This is a genomic window from Alistipes montrealensis (assembly GCF_018362775.1).
Lineage (GTDB): Bacteria > Bacteroidota > Bacteroidia > Bacteroidales > Rikenellaceae > Alistipes > Alistipes montrealensis.
This window is the reverse complement of the sequence record NZ_JAGYXY010000001.1, coordinates 387,325-405,768: the sequence shown is the minus strand read 5'-3', so window position 1 is coordinate 405,768 and position 18,444 is coordinate 387,325. Positions and strand designations below refer to the sequence as shown.

Below are 18,444 nucleotides of genomic sequence, written 5' to 3'. Positions count from 1 at the left end.
AAATTGCTGTAATGCGCAAAGTATTATTAACCCTGCTTTTGGTTGCCGTGGCGGCGAGTGCCGCCGCACAGCGTCCCCGCACCCGGGTGGAGTGGGGCGTGATCGGCGGTATCAACATCCCCGATTACTCGACCAACATGGATGCCACCGACGTAAAGAACAAACTGGGCTGGCAGGCCGGTATCGTCACAGCCGTCAACCTCGGGGCTTTCGCCATCGAGCCGCAGATTCTTTACGTCCGCCAGGGTCTCCGCATTCGTCCCGAAGGCGAGAAGGAGCTCAACCTCAAATCGAACTCGATCGACGTACCCGTCCTGGCGTCATTCCGCCTGCTGCACCCCGTGCGTATTTATGCCGGTCCGGTCTTTACGGTGATGAACGACTGCAAGCAGAAGTCGGGCGGCGACCTGCTGGATTTCGGGCGCGTGCGTCCTTCGGTTTCCTACACGGTGGGCGCCGGGGTCGTATTGATCCGCCACCTGCTGATCGACCTGCGCTACAACGGCCAGTTCCGCTCGAAACACGACGTGCTGTTGCCCGACGGACGGCAGCTCGACAAACTTCGTACTTATAATGTTGCGCTTAGCTTCGGATATTTGTTTTAACCTATGACAGAAGCTGTCGGAAAAGAAATCACACTCGAAGGCGTCGATCCCCGCGAACTTTACGGGGTGCAGAACGCCTATCTCGAACAGATCAAATCGCTGTATCCCACGCTGAAGATCGTGGCGCGCGGACAGTCGCTCAAGGTTCTCGGTCCCGAGGCCGACACGGTGCGTTTCGCCAAGCGCATGGAGGGCCTTGCTGCCTATTACCTCAAGTACGGACACATCTCGGCGCAGGTCATCGACCAGTGTTTCTCAGGGGGCTTTTCGGGCGGCATCGCCCAGGACGACGCCCCGGTCGACAAGGACGTGATCGTCTATGGCAACAACGGCAACATCGTCCGCGCCCGGACCGTCAACCAGCAGCGGCTCGTCAAACTCTACGACAAGAACGACCTGCTGTTCGCCGTGGGGCCTGCCGGTTCGGGTAAGACCTATACGGCCATTGCGCTGGCTGTCCGGGCGCTGAAAGAAAAGCAGGTGCGGCGTATCATCCTCACGCGTCCGGCCGTCGAGGCGGGCGAAAAACTGGGTTTCCTGCCCGGCGACATGAAGGAGAAGCTCGACCCTTACCTGCAACCGCTGTACGACGCCCTGAACGACATGATCCCGCCCGTGAAACTGCAAAAGTTCCTCGAAGAGGGAACCGTGCAGATCGCGCCGCTGGCCTTTATGCGCGGCCGTACGCTCGACAATGCGTTCGTGATTCTCGACGAGGCGCAGAACACCACCCTGTCGCAGATCAAGATGTTCCTCACGCGCATGGGGCGCAGTGCGAAGTTCATCGTCACGGGCGACGTGACGCAGATCGACCTGCCGCGCAAGTCGGACAGCGGCCTGGTGCGCACGATGGAGATTCTGCGGGATGTCGGCGGCATCGGCATCGTGGAGTTCGACAAACGCGACATCGTCCGCCACCCGCTCGTGAAACACATCGTCGAAGCCTTCGACAAAAGTGTCGAAAAGGACGAGGCCGGAGACCGCTGATCGGCTGCCTGTCCGGAGCGGACGCCATCTCCCTCCCCGAGGGAGGGCCGGGATGGGGCAGGCATGTAAACGCGTCCCGGGGCTGCGATAACGGCGGTCGGATATGGAATATCGGTAAAAGAACCGGATTTGAAAGATATAACTATTAAACTTCAATATTATGGATCGTAATTTGGCTGCGCTGAAACCGGCGCTCGTCTGGAAGCATTTCGCGGAGATCGTCCGCATTCCGCGCCCCTCGTCCCACGAGGAGAAAATCCGCAAATATGTGCTCGACTTCGCCCGTTCGCAGGGCCTCGAATGCAAGGAGGATTCGGCGCACAACGTCTACGTCTCGAAACCCGCTTCGAAGGGGATGGAGAACCGCAAGGGCGTGATCCTGCAGGCCCACCTCGACATGGTTCCGCAGAAGAACAACGACAAGAAATTCGATTTCACGAAGGACCCCGTCGACGCATATGTCGACGGCGACTGGGTGACGGCCGACGGCACGACGCTTGGGGCCGACAACGGAATCGGAGTTGCAGCGATACTTGCGGTGCTGGAGGACAAGACGCTGAAACACGGCCCGGTAGAGGCGTTGTTTACGGCAACCGAGGAGACCGGAATGGACGGCGCCAACGGACTGAAAAAAGGCTTGCTGCACGGCGACATCCTCCTGAATCTCGACTCCGAGGAGGAGGGCGAACTCTACGTGGGCTGCGCCGGGGGACTCGACGCCAACGTCACCTTCCGCTACAAGGCCGAGCCGGCGCCCGCACGCAACTACACCGCGGCGAAGATCAATGTCAAGGGGCTCAAGGGCGGCCACTCGGGCATCCAGATCATCTGCCAGCGCGCCAATGCCAACAAGGTGCTGTTCCGCTTTTTGAATGCAGCGCCGTGCGACGTGCTGCTGGCGTCGGTGGACGGCGGCGGCCTGAGGAACGCCATTCCGCGCGAGGCCGAGGCGGTCGTGCTGGTGAAAACCAAGGATTACGAGGCCTTCGCCAAAGCGCTGAAAGCCTACGAAAAGACGATCAAGGCCGAATATGCCGGTATCGAGGATTCGGTGTCGATCAAGGTCAAAGAGGTCGATAAACCGGCGGAAACGCTGCCCAAAGAGGTCTCGGCGAACCTGATCAAGGCCGTCGCTGCCTGCCCCGACGGAGTGCAGAAGATGTCGATGGCCATGCCCGGACTGGTGCAGACCTCGACGAACCTGGCTCGCGTGGTGTCGGACGGCAAAACGGTGAAACTGCAATGCCTGCTGCGCAGTTCGGTCAATTCCGAGAAAGATGCGCTGGGCGAAGCCATCGCCGCCGTCTTTGCGCTGGCCGGGGCCAAGACCGAACTCACGGGCGCTTACAACGGCTGGAACCCCAATATGGAGTCGCCGATCCTGAAAGCCATGACCGCTTCCTACGAGGCTCTTTACGGTAAGAAGCCCGCCGTGACGGCCATCCATGCGGGACTGGAATGCGGCATCATCGGCAGCACCTATCCCAAGCTGGATATGATTTCGTTCGGCCCGACGATCTGCTACCCCCACTCGCCCGACGAGAAGGTGGAGATCGCTTCGGTAGGGAAGTTCTACGACTTCCTGGTCGACACGCTGCGCAACGTTCCCGAAAAGTAGTCTCAGCGTGGCCACCGATCCTGGAAAGTGGTTCGTCATCGTCAATCCCGTGGCCGGAGGCGGCCGCGGGCTCGACCATTTTCCGCAGATTTCAAAACACCTGCGCGATGCCCATATCCTCTGCGAACCGGTCTTCACGGAGCATAAGTTCCACGCCACGGAACTCACCGTCACGGCTGTGCGCGAAGGCTACCGCCGCATTATCGTCGTGGGCGGCGACGGGACGCTGCACGAGGTCGTGAACGGCCTGTTTATCCAGCAGGAGGTGTGTCCCGACGAAGTCCTCGTGGCCGTGGTGGCCGTGGGTACAGGCAACGACTGGGTCCGTACGTTCGGCATCTCGAACCGCTATCAGGACGCCGTGAAAGCCATCAGCGAGGGTTATTCCTTCCTGCAGGATGTGGGGGTAGTCTCCTACGAGGAGTCGCACTACCGCCAGAGCCGCTACATGGCCAATGTCGCCGGAGCGGGATTCGACGCGCATGTCGTGCGCAAACTTTCGCACCTGAAAAAGAAGGGCCACCGGAGCCGCTGGCGCTATACATGGTGTCTGGTGAAGAATTTCTTCCGCTACAAATCTACCGGTATCAAGGTCTGGGTCGACGACCGGCTGGTCTACAACAACCTGCTGCTGTCGGCCGCGATCGGCATCTGCAAGTTCAACGGCGGAGGCATTCAGCAGTTGCCTGCGGCCGTCGCCGACGACGGCATGCTGGACCTGTCGCTGATCCGCCCGGTCCATTTCTGGCACTTGCTGTTCCGCTTCCATTACCTGTTCAACGGCGGCATTTACCGCATTCGCCACATTCTCCAGGAGCGCGGCAGCCGTATCCGCATCGAATCGTCGCCCGAGGTGTCGGTCGAAATCGACGGCGAGCCGCTGGGCCATACGCCGCTCGAATTTTCGATCCTCCATAAAGCCATCCGTATCGTCGTGGCGCGCGATTTCTACGAACGCTGCGCCTGTGCGGGGGAACAGGTCGCACAAGTGGGGTAGTCGTTGCCGTCGATCCGAAAAGAAGACGCCGGGCTCCGAGAGGGTCCGGTTCTTTTTTTTGTAAATATGTTAAGTGTGTGCGCACACACTTGTTATTTTCGAAAATTATGCATAGATTTGCCGTGTAATGCCGGATAACCGTACAACCCATGATCGACAACGAAAATAACACGGTGCGCATCGTCGACATCGCTCGCATGGCGGGGGTGTCGGTGGCGACGGTCGACCGCGTGATCCACAACCGCGGCAAGGTCTCGGAGGCCAACCTCGCGCGCATCAACGAGGTGCTGCGGCAGGTCAACTACCGTCCGAACCTGATTGCCCGTTCGCTGGCTTCGGGACGGAGGTATACGCTCTGTGTGATCATGCCCCGGTTCGTGCAGGGTGAATACTGGGCCGATTTCGAAGCCGGGATCGCCCGTGCCGAAGCCGAGGCCGGACGCTATAACGTCGCGGTGCGCCGTTTCTGCTTCGACCAGTACGACCGGTCGTCGTTCGAGAGCCTGCTGGCGGCGCTGCGCCGGGAGGAGTTCGACGGCGCGGTGATCGCAACGCTTTTCGCGGAGATGGTCGAACCGTTCGCCCGCGAACTCGACGGGCGGGGCGTGCCCTATGTCTTTGTCGATTCGGACATTCCCGCCTGCAACCGGCTCGCCTATTTCGGCACGTCGTCGTTCGACGCCGGGGTGGTCGCCGCACGGCTGCTTTTCGACCGCCTCGATCCCGGGGCCGACATCGTCGTGGGGAACATCGTCCACCGGGGCGACGCCGGGTCGAATCAGTGCCGCAACCGCGAGGAGGGTTTTCGCAGTTACCTCGACAGGCACGCTTTCCGCGGCAGATTGCACTACGCCGCATTGCGGCTCGACGATGAAAACTATAACGGCTGCGTGTTGGACGAATTGTTCCGCCGCAGTCCGTCTATTGCCGGGGCCGTGACCTTCAATTCGACGTGCTACATCCTTGCGGGCTACCTCGCGGCGCGGCGGCGTACCGACGTGAGGCTGGTGGGCTACGACGTGATCCGCCGCAACGAAGAGATGCTCTCCGCTGGCGTGGTGACGGCGCTCGTCGCACAGCGCCCCGAGGCACAGGGCTACCGCGGCGTGATGGCGCTCTGCGAATGGCTCGTCGAAGGCCGCGCCCCCGCCAGGGTCGGCAACATGCCCATCGACATCCTGCTGAAAGAGAATATTCGATATTATGAAGGAAATTGACCCGATACGGCCGAATACTTGGATTTGCCGCGCAGCGGCACAAAGTCCCCTCCGAGGAGGGGATTTAGGGGTGGGCCAGACTTGTAAACGACGCCAAAGGCGGCGAAAACGGCAGGCAGTTATGTAATACAATGCAAAATAGTATCAACCAATCTGTTCGAAATAACTATGAAAAATCTGTTTGACATCCGGGGCCGCGTCGTCGTCGTGACGGGCGGAGCCGGTATCCTAGGCCGCTCGATCTGCGTTTACCTCGCGGAGCAGGGCGCGCGCGTCGTGGTTCTCGACCGCGACGAGAAGGCGGGCGAAGAGCTCGTCGGGGAGATTCGCGCCGAGGGCGGCGAAGCGATGTTCCTCGCTACCGACGTACTCGACCGCGAGGTGCTCGTGGCCAACCGCGAGGCCATCCTCAGTGCGTACGGTGCGATCGACATCCTGCTCAATGCCGCGGGGGGCAATATGGGCGGTGCGACGATTGCTCCCGACAAGTCGTTCCTCGACCTGGAGATCGACGCTTTCAAGAAGGTCGTAGACCTCAATCTGTTCGGCACGGTGCTGCCGACGACGGTCTTTGGCGAGGCCATGACGGCCCGTAAAAAGGGCGTCATCGTCAATTTCTGCTCCGAGTCGGCGCTGCGTCCGCTGACCCGTGTCGTGGGCTACGGGGCCGCCAAGGCCGCCATCGGCAACTACACGAAGTATATGGCAGCCGAACTGGCCATGAAGTTCAGCCCCGAAATGCGCGTGAACGCCATTGTCCCGGGATTCCTCTTGACCAACCAGAACCGTGCGCTGCTTACCAACCCCGACGGCTCGTATACCGACCGTGCGCGGACGATCATCGCCCATACGCCTGCCGGACGCTTCGCCGAGCCGGAGGAGCTGCTGGGTACGATCCACTACCTTGTCAGCGACGCTTCGTCGTTCGTGACGGGTGCGCTGGCCGTCGTCGACGGCGGTTTCGACGCATTTTCGATTTAACCGAACCCGGCCCGATGTCGGAGCCGTAAGGCGACGAACGGACTAAAAGCGCGAGCGGAGGGGACGGGGCGCGTGCGCCCCCGCGAATAGTCGCCCGGAGCCAGCGTTAGGCCGTTCGAAGCAGGCGCAGATATCAGCCGGGGAGTTTTTGGTACTTTTTGCGGCCAAAAAGTACAAATAGTATTGAATTTGAGAAATATAAAAATACGTATTCTATGTATTTGTGTGAACAAACATGGCGTTGGTACGGGCCGAACGATCCCGTCAGCCTCCAGGATATTCGCCAGGCGGGTGCTACGGGCATCGTGAACGCCTTGCACCATATTCCCAACGGCGAGGTGTGGCCCGTCGAAGAGATCAAAAAACGCCGGCAGACCATCGCCGACGCAGGCCTTGTGTGGTCGGTGGTCGAGAGCATTCCCGTCCACGAACACATCAAAACCCGTACGGGCGATTTCCAGCGTTACATTGAGAACTACAAGCAGTCGATTCGTAACCTCGCGGAATGCGGTATCCGGGTCATCACCTACAACTTCATGCCGGTGCTGGACTGGACGCGCACGAATCTCGCTTATGAACTGCCCGACGGGTCGCGGGCCCTCCGGTTCGAGCGTGCGGCGTTCGTGGCTTTCGACCTTCATATCCTGAAGCGTCCCGGTGCGGAAAAGGACTATTCGGAGGCCGAGCGTGCCGCCGCCAAAGCCCGCTTCGAGCGGATGGATGCCGCCGAGATCGAGCTCGTCACCCGCAATATGATCGCGGGCCTGCCCGGCTCGGAGGAGAGTTTCACGCTGGAGCAGTTCCAGCGGGAGCTGGACCGCTATAAGGACGTTACGGCCGAAACGCTGCGTGCCAATCTCGTGGCTTTCCTGCGCGAAGTGGCTCCCGTGGCCGACGAGGTCGGCTCGGTGCTGGCGATCCATCCCGACGATCCCCCGTTCCCGATCCTCGGCCTGCCGCGCATCCTCTCGACCGAGTCCGATTTTCAGAAATTGGTCGAGGCGGTTCCCAACCCTTCAAACGGCCTGTGTCTCTGCACCGGATCGTTCGGTGTCTCGGCGAAGAACGACCTGCCGGGCATGATGCTGCGCCTGGGCGACCGTGTGAATTTCGTCCACCTGCGTTCGACGCAGCGCGACGCCGAGGGCAATTTCTTCGAAGCCAACCACCTCGAAGGCGACGTGCCGATGTACGAGGTGATGAAAGCCTTTCTGGAGATTCAGCAGCGCCGCCGCATCTCGATTCCGATGCGTCCCGACCACGGCCACCAGATGATCGATGACTTGAAAAAGAAAACCAATCCGGGCTATTCGTGCCTGGGCCGCCTGCGCGGCCTCGCCGAGTTGCGCGGGCTGGAGTTGGGTATCGCCAAGTCGCTCTACGCCGACAAATAACCCCTTGTGGAAAATGAAAACAAACGGTGTACTCCTTGCGGGGTACACCGTTTTGTCAATCACGTAATGGGCCGGGCGCGGAACTGGTGGGAAAGCGGATCGACAGCCCTTTCGCCTCTAAATCCGGCGTCTTACGCCGGCGGCGGCTACTTCTTTTTCGCCGGAGCGGCCGGAGTCGCTGCCGGGGCCTGCTGGGCTGCCGGAGCCGGGACGGTCTCGATCACATCGACTTCGGTCACGACCCAACTGAAAAGGTCGTTGGCACACTGGCTCTCCATCTGCCGGATCTGCGACATGTCGCTCGTGTCGGCCAGGATGGCGTTGAAGAACTGGTCCATCGTGACGTAAGCGGCATTCACTTTGCCGGCGAAGCAGGTGTAAAATGCCTTCTGCTGCTCGTGGTCGAGTCCTGCGGGCAGGACGCCCTGCGCTACGAGGTAGTTGTAGGGATAGATGTGGCGCATGTTGCGGGCGTCGGCGTTGAGTTCGTCGACGATCGTCGTCACGACGACCATGTCCACCGTATCGGTTACGCCCGGCATTTCGACGAAGGTCGCATAGACGGGATAGGCATTTTCGAGCATTCCGGCCACCTGATCGGTGAAAAGCACGAACTCGGCGTCGTTCAGGTCGTCCAGGTAAACCATCTGGCGGTAGCTGCGCAGCGCTTCGCGCATTGCCTTACGCTGTTCGTGGTTCCATTGCCGTTGCTGCGAGCAGCCGAAAAAACCTGCTGCGAACATCGCCAGCAGAGGTACACAGAGGAGAATTTTTTTCATTTTTACCTTGATTTTGGTTTTACTTTCCTTCGGAACGCAATACGTGTGCCAAAAAAATCATATCTTTGGGGAAAAGAACCCGTTATGGATGTTTTGAACTTTCGCGACTATTGTCTGTCGCTGCCCCTGACCGAAGAGTCGACGCCGTTCGACGAAACGACGCTGGTCTACAAGATCGGCGGCAAGATGTACGCCTGTGCCGATATGACCGATTTCGAATGGGTCGCCGTGAAATGCGATCCCGGCGAGGCGATTCTGCTTCGCGAGCAGTACGACGACGTGGGTCCGGCATACCATTTCAACAAAGACCATTGGAACGGCATCCGCACCACGGGCGACCTGCCCGACGCTTTTATCCGCGAGCAGATCCGCAATTCCTACCTGCTGGTCGTCCGGCGCAACGTTACGCCCAAGGCCCGCCGCGAGGAGATTCTGCGCTACATCGAGGAGCACGGACTGCCGCAATAACCCCGATAACCCTAAAAAACGATAAAATGAAATCCCGATTTCTTTTTGCAGCGCTGGCTGTGGCCGTGACGGTGAGTTCGTGCGGCGATCCGAAAACCGAATTGTTCAACGGCAGGGACCTCACCGGATGGGTGTGCGTCACGGACCCGGCAAGCGATGCCGACCCTGCGGATACCTTCTCCGTCAGCGACGGCCGCATCTGCATCTCAGGCGTTCCGTTCGGGTATATGCGCACTGCCGTGCCGTACGGAGATTACCGGCTCCATGTCGAGTGGCGGTGGGTCGGCGAAGCGACGAACAGCGGCATTTTCCAGCGTGTGCAGGAGGGTGACAAACTCTGGCCCGGAGCGGTCGAATGCCAGTTGCAGGCCGGGCATGCGGGCGACCTGCTGGGGCTGGGCGGCGCCGAAATTGCCGGAGCGGAGAGCAACGGGCGTGTTTTCATCAAGAAGCGCAGCGGCGGGGAGTGCGAGCGGCCCGCGGGCGAATGGAACAAGGCCGAGATTGTCTGCGTGGGCGACTACATCGCGGTCTACGTCAACGGCATATTGCAGAACGAGTGTACCGGAGCCGCCCGCAGCGGCTATATCGCGCTCCAGAGCGAGGGCGGTCCCGTCGAGTTCCGCAATGTCTATCTGACCGACCCCGAATAGGCCGGTTTTTATCGGATAAACGAAAGGGGCCGTCTTCAAAAGACGGCCCCTTTCGTTTTGTCAGACTGTCGCCTGTTTGCGCCAGCGGAGGTATCCCGCCACGGCCAATGCCGAGTAGAGGGCATAAAGCCCGGCTGTCAGCGGAATCTCTTTATAGAGGTAGAGGCCGACGGTGATTATGTCTACGACCAGCCATACGAGCCATTGTTCGACCAGTTTGCGCGAGAGCATCCACATGGCTACGATCGACAGGGCGGTCGTCATTGCGTCCCAAAAAGGCACGGTGCTGTTCGTGAAATGGGTCAGCAGCAGGTAAAGCGCGGCGTGTGCCGCGGCGTAAACCCCCGCGAGGGCCGGAATCAGCCGCAGGGGCGTGTGTCCGATTGCGACCGCTTTCGACTGCTTTTTCGGGGCGTTGCGCCACACGAGCCAGCCGTACAGTCCCGCCAGCACGTAGTAGACCTGCATCGAGCAGTCGGCGTACAACCCCGACTTGTAGTACAGCGCGCCGTGTACGAGGGGCATGATGAGCCCCACGATCCACAGCCGGATGTCGGCTCGGTATTCGAGCCACAGGTACAGGAGCCCGAGCACCACGCCGGCAATTTGCAGTATGAGTTTCCAATCCATCGTCATTTCATTTTATTCCCACGGCGACCGCGGGGGATTTGTTGTACTTTTGGTGGTAAAAGTACTCAAAACAGGTGTCTTCGCCGCGAAGTGTTGCCGCTTTTTGGTCGGCAATTAACCGCGGCTTTGCCCGCAGAACCTTCTGTACTTTTTGGCCGCAAAAAGTACCAAAAACTCCCCGACGGATGCCTTCGCCTACTCCGTCCCGTCTAACGTTCGAAACGGGCGCCTATTCGCGGGGGCGCACGCGCCCCGGCCCCGTTTCTTACCACTTTTAGCCGGGCCTCCGTTTGACGGCTCAGGCATCGAGTCGGGATCATTCGCCGCGGAACGCGGCGTGAGTGGTCCGCATTATCGCTTGCAGCGGAAAAAGAACGGCGCGAAGGCGGAGCGTTAAAAAACGGGGCCGGTTTGCTTGCAAACCCGTGAAGGCGCCCGTTTTAGCGCAGTCGAGCGACGCTCCCGCGAAAGCGACATGCGGATGGTTTTGGTACTTTTGCCACCAAAAGTACATAAAACCCCTGTGGGTAGAACCCCGTCAGAACCGTACCGTGACGTTCGCCAGCACGTTGAGCGGAGCCTGCGGGAAGTAGAAGGCCTCGTCGATACGCGCGGGCGTCGGGCCGCTCCACGTGTCCATGTACGAATAGCCGTAGCCGTTGCTCTCGTACTCCGTGCTGAAGAGGTTGTTGATCAGCAGGCCCAGCCGCACGCTGCGGGTCGAGCGGGTGCGGAACGTGTAGGCCAGGTTGAGGTTGGTCACACAGTAGGCGTCGAGCGACAGGGCGTCGTTTTCGTTGTTGGTGAAATACTGTTTGCCGACGTACTGGGTGTGCAGTACCGCTTCGAATCCTTTGTGGTGGAAGTCGAGCAGCAGCCCGGCCATCGACGAGGGTGAGTAGGCGATAGTCATGTCGCCCAGGTTCTGGTCGTAGGTGGGGCTGTTTTTCAGCGCGTCGACGTAGTTCTCGATGCGGTTCTGCGAGAAGGTGGCGTTGGCCGATGCCGTGAACCACCCGGCGATTTTCCATGCCGCCGAAAGTTCCACGCCGCGGCGGTAGCTGTCCGGAACGTTGACGTTCAGGGCGTCGTCGCCGTCGTTGACCATGCCCGTCGGGACGAGCTGGTCCTTGTACTTCATGTAGTAGAAATTGACGCCCAGCGAGAGGCGCGGTGCGGTGTAGGTGTAGCCCAGTTCGTAGTCGTAGAGCTTTTCGGACGAAGGCGCAGTCTGGTCGGCGGCGAACTTGTACCGGTCGGTGAAGTCGCTTCGCGTGGGTTCTTTCTGCGCGACGGCGAACGAGAAGTAGAAGTTGCTGCGCTCGCCGAGCGTGTAATTCAGTCCGGCGCGGGGGTTGAAGAAGTGGTAGGTCTCGTCCACGTCGATGGGCTGCATGCCCACCTCCTCCGAGACGAAGTTGTCGTTGACGCCCCAGGTCTGGTAGCTGACGTAGCGGTATTGCAGGTCGCCGAAGAGCCGCAGTCCCTTGGCCACGGTCCACGATGCGCGGGCGAAGAGGTTGGCGTCCTGCTTGTCCACGTCGTTGTCGTACCAGCGTCCCCCGATCTGGCTCTTGTCCAGTCCGTCGACCCAGTCGAGCACGCCCCAGTGGGGGCAGGAGTAGTAGCTCCACGAACCTCCGAACGTGAGGTCGAGGTTCTTTACGGAGTAGGCCGCCGAGGCGTTCAGGCCGCCCAGGTGGTTGCGCATGATCTTTTCGCGGATCAGGTCGGCCTGCTCGATGTCGGTCTCGAGGTTGAGGTATTCGGCCAGCGTGCGCCCGGCCTTGTATTGCTTGTAGTAGCCGTAACCGTAGGTGTAGAAGCCCGTGGCGTTGAGCGTCCACTTCTCGTTGAAACGGTGGCTCAGCACCAGTTGGTTGTTGATTTGCAGGTAGTTGTCCGTCTGGTCGTCGTAATAGTCTACCGTCGCGCGCTCGACCTTGCCGTCGTCCATGTAGTAGTAGGAGTGGGGCCCGCTGGAGGTGTAGTACATGCCTTCGGTGTGGAACCGGCGGCCGTTGAGGCGCATCTGTTCTTTCGTGGCGCCCGTGTAGGTGAGGCCGGTCTTGGCCTTGCCGCCGAAGGAGACGAGTTTGAGCATCGTGTTGCCGTTGTAGTAGGCGCCCTGGAACATGTAGGATTTGAGGTCCGTGGCTCCGCGGTCGATGTAACCGTCCGAGCCGATATGCGTCAGGCGGGCGTCCACGAGCCAGTGGCCGCCCATCAGCCCCGAGTTGACGTGCACGGCCTGCTTCGAGGTATTGTACGAACCGTAGGAGAGCGACGCGTCGCCTCCGAATTCGGTCTGGAGCACGTCGGTCGACATGTTGATCGCGCCGCCGAAGGCGCCCGTGCCGTTGGTCGAGATGCCTGCGCCGCGCTGTACCTGGATGGTCCCGACGGCCGAAATCAGGTCGGGCGTATCGTACCAGTACATCGAGTGCGAATCGGGGTTGTTCATCGGCACGCCGTTGATCGTGACGTTGAGGCGCGTGGCGTCCGTGCCGCGCAGGCGCATCGAGGTTCCGCCGATGCCGATGCCGGTCTCGTTGGTGGCGATCATCGAGGGCGCCAGGGCCAGCACCGACGGAATGTCGAATCCGTAACTGTTGCGGGCGATCTCGCTGCGCGTGATGTCGGAATAGGCTACGGGCGTGTTTTTCGAGGCCCGCGTGGCGGTCACTTCGACCTCCTGCAAGCGGTATACGCGCAGCGAATCCGCTTCGGTGCGGCCCGTCGGGCGCGCCGCCTCCGTGCGTGTGGTTTCGGCCTGTTCAGCCCTCAGTTGTGCGGCCGGGCAGAGCGCGGCAGCCGCAAGAATCAGAAAAATCCTTTTCATCGTTAAACTTTTTGAGTTAATAGACTGAAAAGGGGTATGTGTTGTTGATTACGCTTCGTCCCGGTCTCGGCATTACCCGTCTCCGGTTCAATGGGTATAATCTCAGCCTGACAGTAAGGCACCCCTTTGAAATATCGGGGCAAAGGTAAGGAAAAAAGGCGGAAAGTCCGCAGACTTTCCGCCTTTTTTCCTTATTTCAGTTGACAGTCAGAATATTACGAAGCGGAAGACGATCTTCTGGCAGTGGGTTTCGCCGGGGCGGAAAGAGAAAAATTCCCGAAAATTCTGGACTGTAGTTATTTTGCAACGCTTTGAAGCCGAAAGGCGGGATTGAGCGGATCGGTGTCGATCAGTTCGAGCGACCGGATCATTTTCAGCGTGCCCTGTTTATACTTGCGGAAATGGGCCGATGCTATATGGGAACGGTAGGCTGCCGTGTCGGCGTAGGTTTCCAGAATCGTGATCTGGCAGGGATTGTTTTTTTCGGCGACGGCATACATGGTCAGCACGCCCGGTTCCGTGCGCAGCGAGATGGTTCCCACCTCGGCCGCCGCCGCTTTGTACTCCTCCAGATATTCGGGACGAACCACCACCTTTGACAGACGGACTATGCTTTTGTCGGTCTGCGGCAGTTTGACGCAGGGGAGGGTCGTATCCTTTTCGAGGTTCAGCCCCCTGCCGATCGTTTCCCCCGTTCTCAGATAGGAATAGGTGGGGAATTCGAACAGGACGGGCTTCAGTTCCCGGTAATTGATTTTCCCCGCCGGGTCGAGGACTCGCTCGTCGGCATAGGTATTGGCCACGGAACAGATGAAGTTGTCGAATTTATCGGTTTCGTAAATCTCTTCTACGCGGCATTCCATCACCAGCGGCGAGGCGTCGATTACCGGAGCGCCGATGTCGCCTGAATGGAAATCGAACAGACGGGACTTATCCACATCCCGACCGCTTACACTCCCTGCGTAGTCGGCCTTGCGCAGCAATGCCTCGTCGACGATATTGACCGACAGTATTTTCGTTTTCCGAATGCCTGCGTTGGTATAGTGTGATTTGCTCATGCTGATCAGAATGCGGTCGTGGCCGATAATGCCCGTATGTCCGACCGTGATCCAGTTTACTCGGTCGTCCACCCAGGCGCCCACCACGACCAGAGGCACGGGATATAGTGTCAGCTTGCTTCCGATATTTCGTTTCGTCGTTTTTTCGATCGTTCGGGATGCGGTGGATTCAGATGTCGGTTCCGTCGTGCAGGCTACTGCCAGCACTGCCGACAGAAAAACGGATGCAATTTTTTTCATATTTTTGATTTATTCGGTTTTGATGTCGCAAAGATAGCGAGCTTGTTGTACGCTATTGTTGCCTGAATTACGGATTAACCAACCATTTTTACCGATTGTATCCGAAAAAGCCCCGTCCGCAGGGGACGGGGCTTGTAGGTGCGAGAACCGCGTTTTCAGAACGTTCCGAAGCGGAAGACGATCTTCTGGCAATAGGTCTCGCCGGGATTGAGCAGCGGCGAGGGGAACTCGGGGTGGTTCACGGCGTCGGGGTAGTTCTGGCACTCCATCGCCACGCCGTCGTAATCGGCATAACGGCCTCCCGACTTGGTTTCGGGGCATCCGCCCGCGAGCCAGTTGCCCGTGTAGATCATCACGCTGGGCTGCGACGAGAGCACCGTCACCTTGCGCCCCGACCGAGGTTCGCGCAGTTCTCCGACCTCGCCCAGGATGTTGGGTTTCCAGCCGTCGATGGCAAAGGGGTGGTCGTAACCCTTAAAATCGCGGATGTGGTTGAACTCCGACGAGATGCCTTCGCGGAAGGACCGGAACTCCGAAAAGTCCTGCGGGGTTCCCGCCGCGTCGAGCAGTTTGCCCGTCGGGATCTGTTTGTCGTTCATTTCCAGAATCTTCGAACTGTTCAGGCGCAGTTCGTGGTCGAGGATCGACCCGCTGCCTTCGCCCGCGAGGTTGAAGTAGACGTGGTTGGTGAGGTTCACGACCGTCATCTTGTCGGTCCGGGCCAGGTAGGTGATCTCCAGCGCGTTGTCGTCGTCGAAATCGAAAACGGCCTCGACGCACAGTTCGCCGGGGTAGCCCTGGTCGCCGTCCTCCGATAGGAGCGACATCACCACGCGGTTGGTCTCCACGCGGCTCTCCCATACGCGGTTGGCAAAACCTTTCGTGCCTCCGTGCAAGTGGTTGGGCCCGTTGTTGACCTCCAGCGAATACTCCTTGCCGTCGACCGTCATGCGCCCGAAGGCGATGCGGTTGGCGCAGCGTCCCACGCTCTTGCCCGAGGCGGCTCCGTCGAAGAAGTAGCCTTCGGGGTGTTTGTAGCCCAGCACCACGTCGGCCATGCGGCCCTCGCGGTCGGGCATCGTCACGGCGACGATCGCCGCGCCGTAGTTCGAAAGCTGCACTTCGGCGCCTTTGTCGTTGCGCAGCGTGTAGCGGATAATCGCTTCGCCTTCCGGGGTCATGCCCCAGACGTGTTGTTCGATAGATACCATTATTCAGCGGGTTTTAAGTTGGTCAGCAGGTTGTCGATGCGGCGCAGGCACTCCTCCTTGCCGATGAACGACGTGACATCGTACATGCCCGGGCCCTTTCCGGCGCCCACGAGGGCCAGGCGCAGGGTGTTCATCACCTGCCCCATGCCGTAACCCTTCTCTTCGATCCAGGCGTGGACGATGCGTTCGGTGTTCTCCAGCGAGAAGTCGTCGATACCCTCCAGTACGCCGCGCAGGCAGCTGAGGATGGCCGGATTCTGGCCTTTCCAGTACTTTTTGACCTGCTTTTCTTCGTACTCCGCGGGAGCCTCGAAGAAGAACGACGTGAGGTCCCAGAGGTCGGTCGTGAACGTCGCGCGCTCCTTCATGATGCCTGCGGCCTTTCCGGCGCGCTCGTCCGAGACCTCGATGCCGTGTTCGCGCAGGATCGGCTGGTAAAGCGCCGCCAGTTCGGCGTCCGTCTTGTGGTGCATGTACTGGGCGTTGAACCACTTGGCTTTGTCGGGCTGGAAGCGCGCCCCCGATTTCGAGACGCGTTCGAGCGAGAAGTTGTCGATCAGCTCCTGCATCGAGAAAATCTCTTGCTCCGTGCCCGGGTTCCAGCCCAGCAGGGCCAGCATGTTGATGAACGCCTCGGGGAAATAGCCGTCCTCGCGGTAGCCGCGGGCGGTCTCCCCGGTCGGCGAAGTCCAGAAGAGCGGGAAAACGGGGAAGCCCATCTTGTCGCCGTCGCGTTTCGAGAGCTTGCCGCCGCCCGTGGGTTTCAAGAGCAGCGGCAGGTGGGCGAACTGCGGTTGCTGCTCGCTCCATCCGAAGGCTTTGTACAGGAGGTAGTGCAGGGGCAGCGACGGCAGCCACTCCTCGCCGCGGATGACGTGCGAGACCTCCATCAGGCGGTCGTCGACGATGTTGGCGAGGTGGTAGGTGGGCAGTGCGTCGGCCGATTTGTAGAGCACCTTGTCGTCCAGCGTCGAGGTGTTGACCTCCACGTGGCCGCGGATCAGGTCGTCCATCTCGACCACTTCGTTTTCGGGCATTTTAAATCGGATGACCCACTGGTCGCCGCGGTCGATGCGCGCCTTCACCTCTTCGGCCGGCAGCGCGAGCGAAGTGGCCAGTTTTTCGCGCACGGCGTAGTTGTAGGCGAACGCCTCGCCGCGCCCTTCGGCCTCCCGGCGCAGGGTGTCCAGTTCCTCGGCGGAGTCGAACGCGTAGTAGGCCCAGCCCGCCTCGACGAGTTGCAGGGCGTATTTGAGGTAGATTTCGCGCCGCTCGCTCTGGCGGTAGGGGGCGTGAGGGCCTCCGACGCCGACGCCTTCGTCGATCTCGATGCCGCACCATTTGAGCGATTCCAGGATGTAATCCTCGGCGCCGGGGACGAACCGCTGCGAGTCGGTATCCTCGATGCGCAGGATCATCGTGCCCTTGTGTTGGCGGGCGAACAGGTAGTTGTACAGTGCCGTGCGGACGCCGCCGATGTGCAGCGGTCCGGTGGGGCTGGGTGCGAAGCGCACCCGAACAGGTCTTGCCATAGCTCTATCTTTTGTTTTTTACGATCCCGGTTTGCGGCGTCAGACGTTGAACAGGAAGTGCATGATGTCGCCGTCCTGTACGATGTACTCCTTGCCTTCGATCGACAGTTTGCCCGCGTCTCGGCAGGCTTTTTCCGACCCGAGGGTGGTGTAGTCGTCGTACTTGATGACCTCGGCGCGGATGAATCCCTTCTCGAAGTCGGTGTGGATGACACCCGCCGTCTGCGGGGCCTTCATGCCGCGCAGGTAGGTCCAGGCACGGGTCTCGTCGGCTCCGGTGGTGAAGAACGTTTCGAGGTTCAGCAATTTGTAGGCCGATTTGATCAGGCGCGCCACGCCCGACTCCTCCAGCCCGAGGTCTTCGAGGAACATCTGGCGCTCCTCGTAACTCTCCAGTTCGGCGATGTCGGCCTCCGTCGCCGCCGCGATGATCAGCATCTCGGCCTTTTCGTCCGCGATGGCTGCTTTCACGGCTTCGGTGTAGGCGTTGCCCGTCGCGGCGCCCTTCTCGTCGACGTTGCAGACGTAGAGCACAGGCTTGTCGGTCAGCAGGTTCAGGTCGGCGACCAGCTTGCGGTCCTCCTTTTCGAGTTCGACCGTGCGGGCCGAAAGACCCTGTTCCAGCGCCGCCTTGTATTGCAGCAGCAGTTCCACGGTGCGTTTGGCGTTCTTGTCTCCGCCCGAGGTGGCCTGCTTCTGGGTCTTGGACAGCCGGTTTTCGACGGTTTCGAGGTCCTTCAACTGCAACTCGGTGTCGATGATGCCTTTGTCGCGCACGGGGTCGATTGTGCCGTCGACGTGGGTGATGTTGCCGTTGTCGAAGCAGCGCAGCACGTGGATGATTGCATTCGTGTTGCGGATGTTGCCCAGGAACTTGTTGCCCAGGCCTTCGCCCTTCGAGGCGCCCTTCACCAGACCCGCGATGTCCACGATCTCGATCGTCGTCGGAACCACGCGCTTGGGGTTGTCGATCTCGGCCAGGCGGATCAACCGCTGGTCGGGGACCGTGATCACGCCCACATTGGGCTCGATGGTGCAGAAAGGAAAGTTTGCCGCCTGCGCCTTTGCATTGGACAGGCAGTTGAAAAGGGTCGATTTACCCACGTTCGGCAAGCCGACGATGCCGCATTGTAACGCCATATTGTATTGTTGTTCTGTTATGATTCGGTTCTAAAGCCTGCCTCCCGCACTGCCGCACGACCGACAGCCGACGCATCGGCGCCGGCGGCCGT

General features: G+C 60.1%; 16 protein-coding genes. 9 read left to right on the top strand and 7 right to left on the bottom strand.

Annotated elements, in window-relative coordinates; all coding sequences use genetic code 11:
* Positions 1 to 11 precede the first annotated feature (11 nt).
* From KG007_RS01630 to uxuA, 7 genes are all read left to right on the top strand, one after another.
* Complete coding sequence (locus KG007_RS01630) at positions 12 to 605, top strand: porin family protein (protein ID WP_213347110.1); 594 nt, start codon at positions 12 to 14, stop codon at positions 603 to 605.
* A 3-nt stretch (positions 606 to 608) separates the two neighbouring features.
* The gene (locus KG007_RS01625; protein WP_213347108.1) at positions 609 to 1,592 is read left to right on the top strand and encodes a PhoH family protein; all 984 of its coding nucleotides are present in this window, start codon (positions 609 to 611) and stop codon (positions 1,590 to 1,592) included.
* A 160-nt stretch (positions 1,593 to 1,752) separates the two neighbouring features.
* Entirely contained in the window at positions 1,753 to 3,210 is a 1,458-nt protein-coding gene (locus tag KG007_RS01620; RefSeq protein WP_213347106.1) for an aminoacyl-histidine dipeptidase, read from the top strand.
* Between the two features lie 7 nt (positions 3,211 to 3,217).
* A complete protein-coding gene (locus tag KG007_RS01615) occupies positions 3,218 to 4,207 on the top strand; it encodes a diacylglycerol/lipid kinase family protein (RefSeq protein ID WP_195458267.1) in 990 nt (329 codons plus the stop codon).
* A gap of 149 nt (positions 4,208 to 4,356) precedes the next feature.
* Positions 4,357 to 5,424, top strand: a complete 1,068-nt coding sequence (locus KG007_RS01610; protein ID WP_213347104.1) for a LacI family DNA-binding transcriptional regulator — start codon at positions 4,357 to 4,359, stop codon at positions 5,422 to 5,424.
* 168 nt (positions 5,425 to 5,592) lie between these two features.
* Entirely contained in the window at positions 5,593 to 6,405 is an 813-nt protein-coding gene (locus KG007_RS01605; protein WP_195458257.1) for an SDR family oxidoreductase, read from the top strand.
* Between the two features lie 215 nt (positions 6,406 to 6,620).
* Positions 6,621 to 7,799 (top strand): mannonate dehydratase, encoded by a 1,179-nt coding sequence (gene uxuA / locus KG007_RS01600; protein WP_213347102.1) that lies wholly within the window; start codon positions 6,621 to 6,623, stop codon positions 7,797 to 7,799.
* A gap of 146 nt (positions 7,800 to 7,945) precedes the next feature.
* Here the strand turns inward: uxuA and KG007_RS01595 are convergent, their stop codons facing one another.
* On the bottom strand, positions 7,946 to 8,578 hold the full coding sequence (locus KG007_RS01595) for a hypothetical protein (RefSeq protein ID WP_213347100.1): 633 nt from the start codon (positions 8,576 to 8,578) through the stop codon (positions 7,946 to 7,948).
* A gap of 84 nt (positions 8,579 to 8,662) precedes the next feature.
* On the opposite strand from KG007_RS01595, the gene KG007_RS01590 reads away from it, so the two are divergent.
* Positions 8,663 to 9,046, top strand: a complete 384-nt coding sequence (locus KG007_RS01590) for an MmcQ/YjbR family DNA-binding protein (RefSeq protein ID WP_195458254.1) — start codon at positions 8,663 to 8,665, stop codon at positions 9,044 to 9,046.
* Positions 9,047 to 9,072: 26 nt separating this feature from the next.
* Entirely contained in the window at positions 9,073 to 9,699 is a 627-nt protein-coding gene (locus tag KG007_RS01585; RefSeq protein WP_195458253.1) for a 3-keto-disaccharide hydrolase, read from the top strand.
* Positions 9,700 to 9,759: 60 nt separating this feature from the next.
* Here the strand turns inward: KG007_RS01585 and pnuC are convergent, their stop codons facing one another.
* The 6 genes from pnuC to ychF form a co-directional block, all read right to left on the bottom strand.
* On the bottom strand, positions 9,760 to 10,329 hold the full coding sequence (gene pnuC, locus KG007_RS01580) for a nicotinamide riboside transporter PnuC (protein ID WP_213347098.1): 570 nt from the start codon (positions 10,327 to 10,329) through the stop codon (positions 9,760 to 9,762).
* A gap of 538 nt (positions 10,330 to 10,867) precedes the next feature.
* Entirely contained in the window at positions 10,868 to 13,171 is a 2,304-nt protein-coding gene (locus KG007_RS01575; RefSeq protein WP_213347096.1) for a TonB-dependent receptor, read from the bottom strand.
* Between the two features lie 296 nt (positions 13,172 to 13,467).
* Positions 13,468 to 14,469, bottom strand: coding sequence for a flavin reductase (locus KG007_RS01570; RefSeq protein WP_213347094.1), 1,002 nt, complete (start codon positions 14,467 to 14,469; stop codon positions 13,468 to 13,470).
* A gap of 155 nt (positions 14,470 to 14,624) precedes the next feature.
* On the bottom strand, positions 14,625 to 15,680 hold the full coding sequence (locus tag KG007_RS01565) for an aldose epimerase family protein (protein ID WP_195458250.1): 1,056 nt from the start codon (positions 15,678 to 15,680) through the stop codon (positions 14,625 to 14,627).
* On the bottom strand, positions 15,680 to 17,212 hold the full coding sequence (gene gltX / locus KG007_RS01560; protein WP_213347092.1) for a glutamate--tRNA ligase: 1,533 nt from the start codon (positions 17,210 to 17,212) through the stop codon (positions 15,680 to 15,682). The genes KG007_RS01565 and gltX overlap by 1 nt, the downstream gene beginning before the upstream one ends.
* Before the next feature lie 39 nt (positions 17,213 to 17,251).
* Positions 17,252 to 18,352 carry a redox-regulated ATPase YchF gene (gene ychF / locus KG007_RS01555; protein ID WP_195458248.1) on the bottom strand — a complete coding sequence of 367 codons (1,101 nt, stop codon included), beginning with the start codon at positions 18,350 to 18,352 and terminating at the stop codon, positions 17,252 to 17,254.
* Positions 18,353 to 18,444: the final 92 nt, after the last annotated feature.

Excerpts from the sequence above, each read along its gene's own strand:
- KG007_RS01610 (WP_213347104.1), top strand. The coding sequence starts at position 4,357 with ATGATCGACAACGAAAATAACACGGTGCGCATCGTCGACATCGCTCGC.
- KG007_RS01630 (WP_213347110.1), top strand. The coding sequence starts at position 12 with ATGCGCAAAGTATTATTAACCCTGCTTTTGGTTGCCGTGGCGGCGAGT.
- pnuC (WP_213347098.1), bottom strand. The coding sequence starts at position 10,329 with ATGGATTGGAAACTCATACTGCAAATTGCCGGCGTGGTGCTCGGGCTC.
- KG007_RS01565 (WP_195458250.1), bottom strand. The coding sequence starts at position 15,680 with ATGGTATCTATCGAACAACACGTCTGGGGCATGACCCCGGAAGGCGAA.
- KG007_RS01575 (WP_213347096.1), bottom strand. The coding sequence starts at position 13,171 with ATGAAAAGGATTTTTCTGATTCTTGCGGCTGCCGCGCTCTGCCCGGCC.
- KG007_RS01605 (WP_195458257.1), top strand. The coding sequence starts at position 5,593 with ATGAAAAATCTGTTTGACATCCGGGGCCGCGTCGTCGTCGTGACGGGC.
- KG007_RS01595 (WP_213347100.1), bottom strand. The coding sequence starts at position 8,578 with ATGAAAAAAATTCTCCTCTGTGTACCTCTGCTGGCGATGTTCGCAGCA.
- gltX (WP_213347092.1), bottom strand. The coding sequence starts at position 17,212 with ATGGCAAGACCTGTTCGGGTGCGCTTCGCACCCAGCCCCACCGGACCG.
- KG007_RS01625 (WP_213347108.1), top strand. The coding sequence starts at position 609 with ATGACAGAAGCTGTCGGAAAAGAAATCACACTCGAAGGCGTCGATCCC.
- KG007_RS01570 (WP_213347094.1), bottom strand. The coding sequence starts at position 14,469 with ATGAAAAAAATTGCATCCGTTTTTCTGTCGGCAGTGCTGGCAGTAGCC.
- KG007_RS01620 (WP_213347106.1), top strand. The coding sequence starts at position 1,753 with ATGGATCGTAATTTGGCTGCGCTGAAACCGGCGCTCGTCTGGAAGCAT.
- uxuA (WP_213347102.1), top strand. The coding sequence starts at position 6,621 with ATGTATTTGTGTGAACAAACATGGCGTTGGTACGGGCCGAACGATCCC.
- KG007_RS01590 (WP_195458254.1), top strand. The coding sequence starts at position 8,663 with ATGGATGTTTTGAACTTTCGCGACTATTGTCTGTCGCTGCCCCTGACC.
- KG007_RS01585 (WP_195458253.1), top strand. The coding sequence starts at position 9,073 with ATGAAATCCCGATTTCTTTTTGCAGCGCTGGCTGTGGCCGTGACGGTG.
- ychF (WP_195458248.1), bottom strand. The coding sequence starts at position 18,352 with ATGGCGTTACAATGCGGCATCGTCGGCTTGCCGAACGTGGGTAAATCG.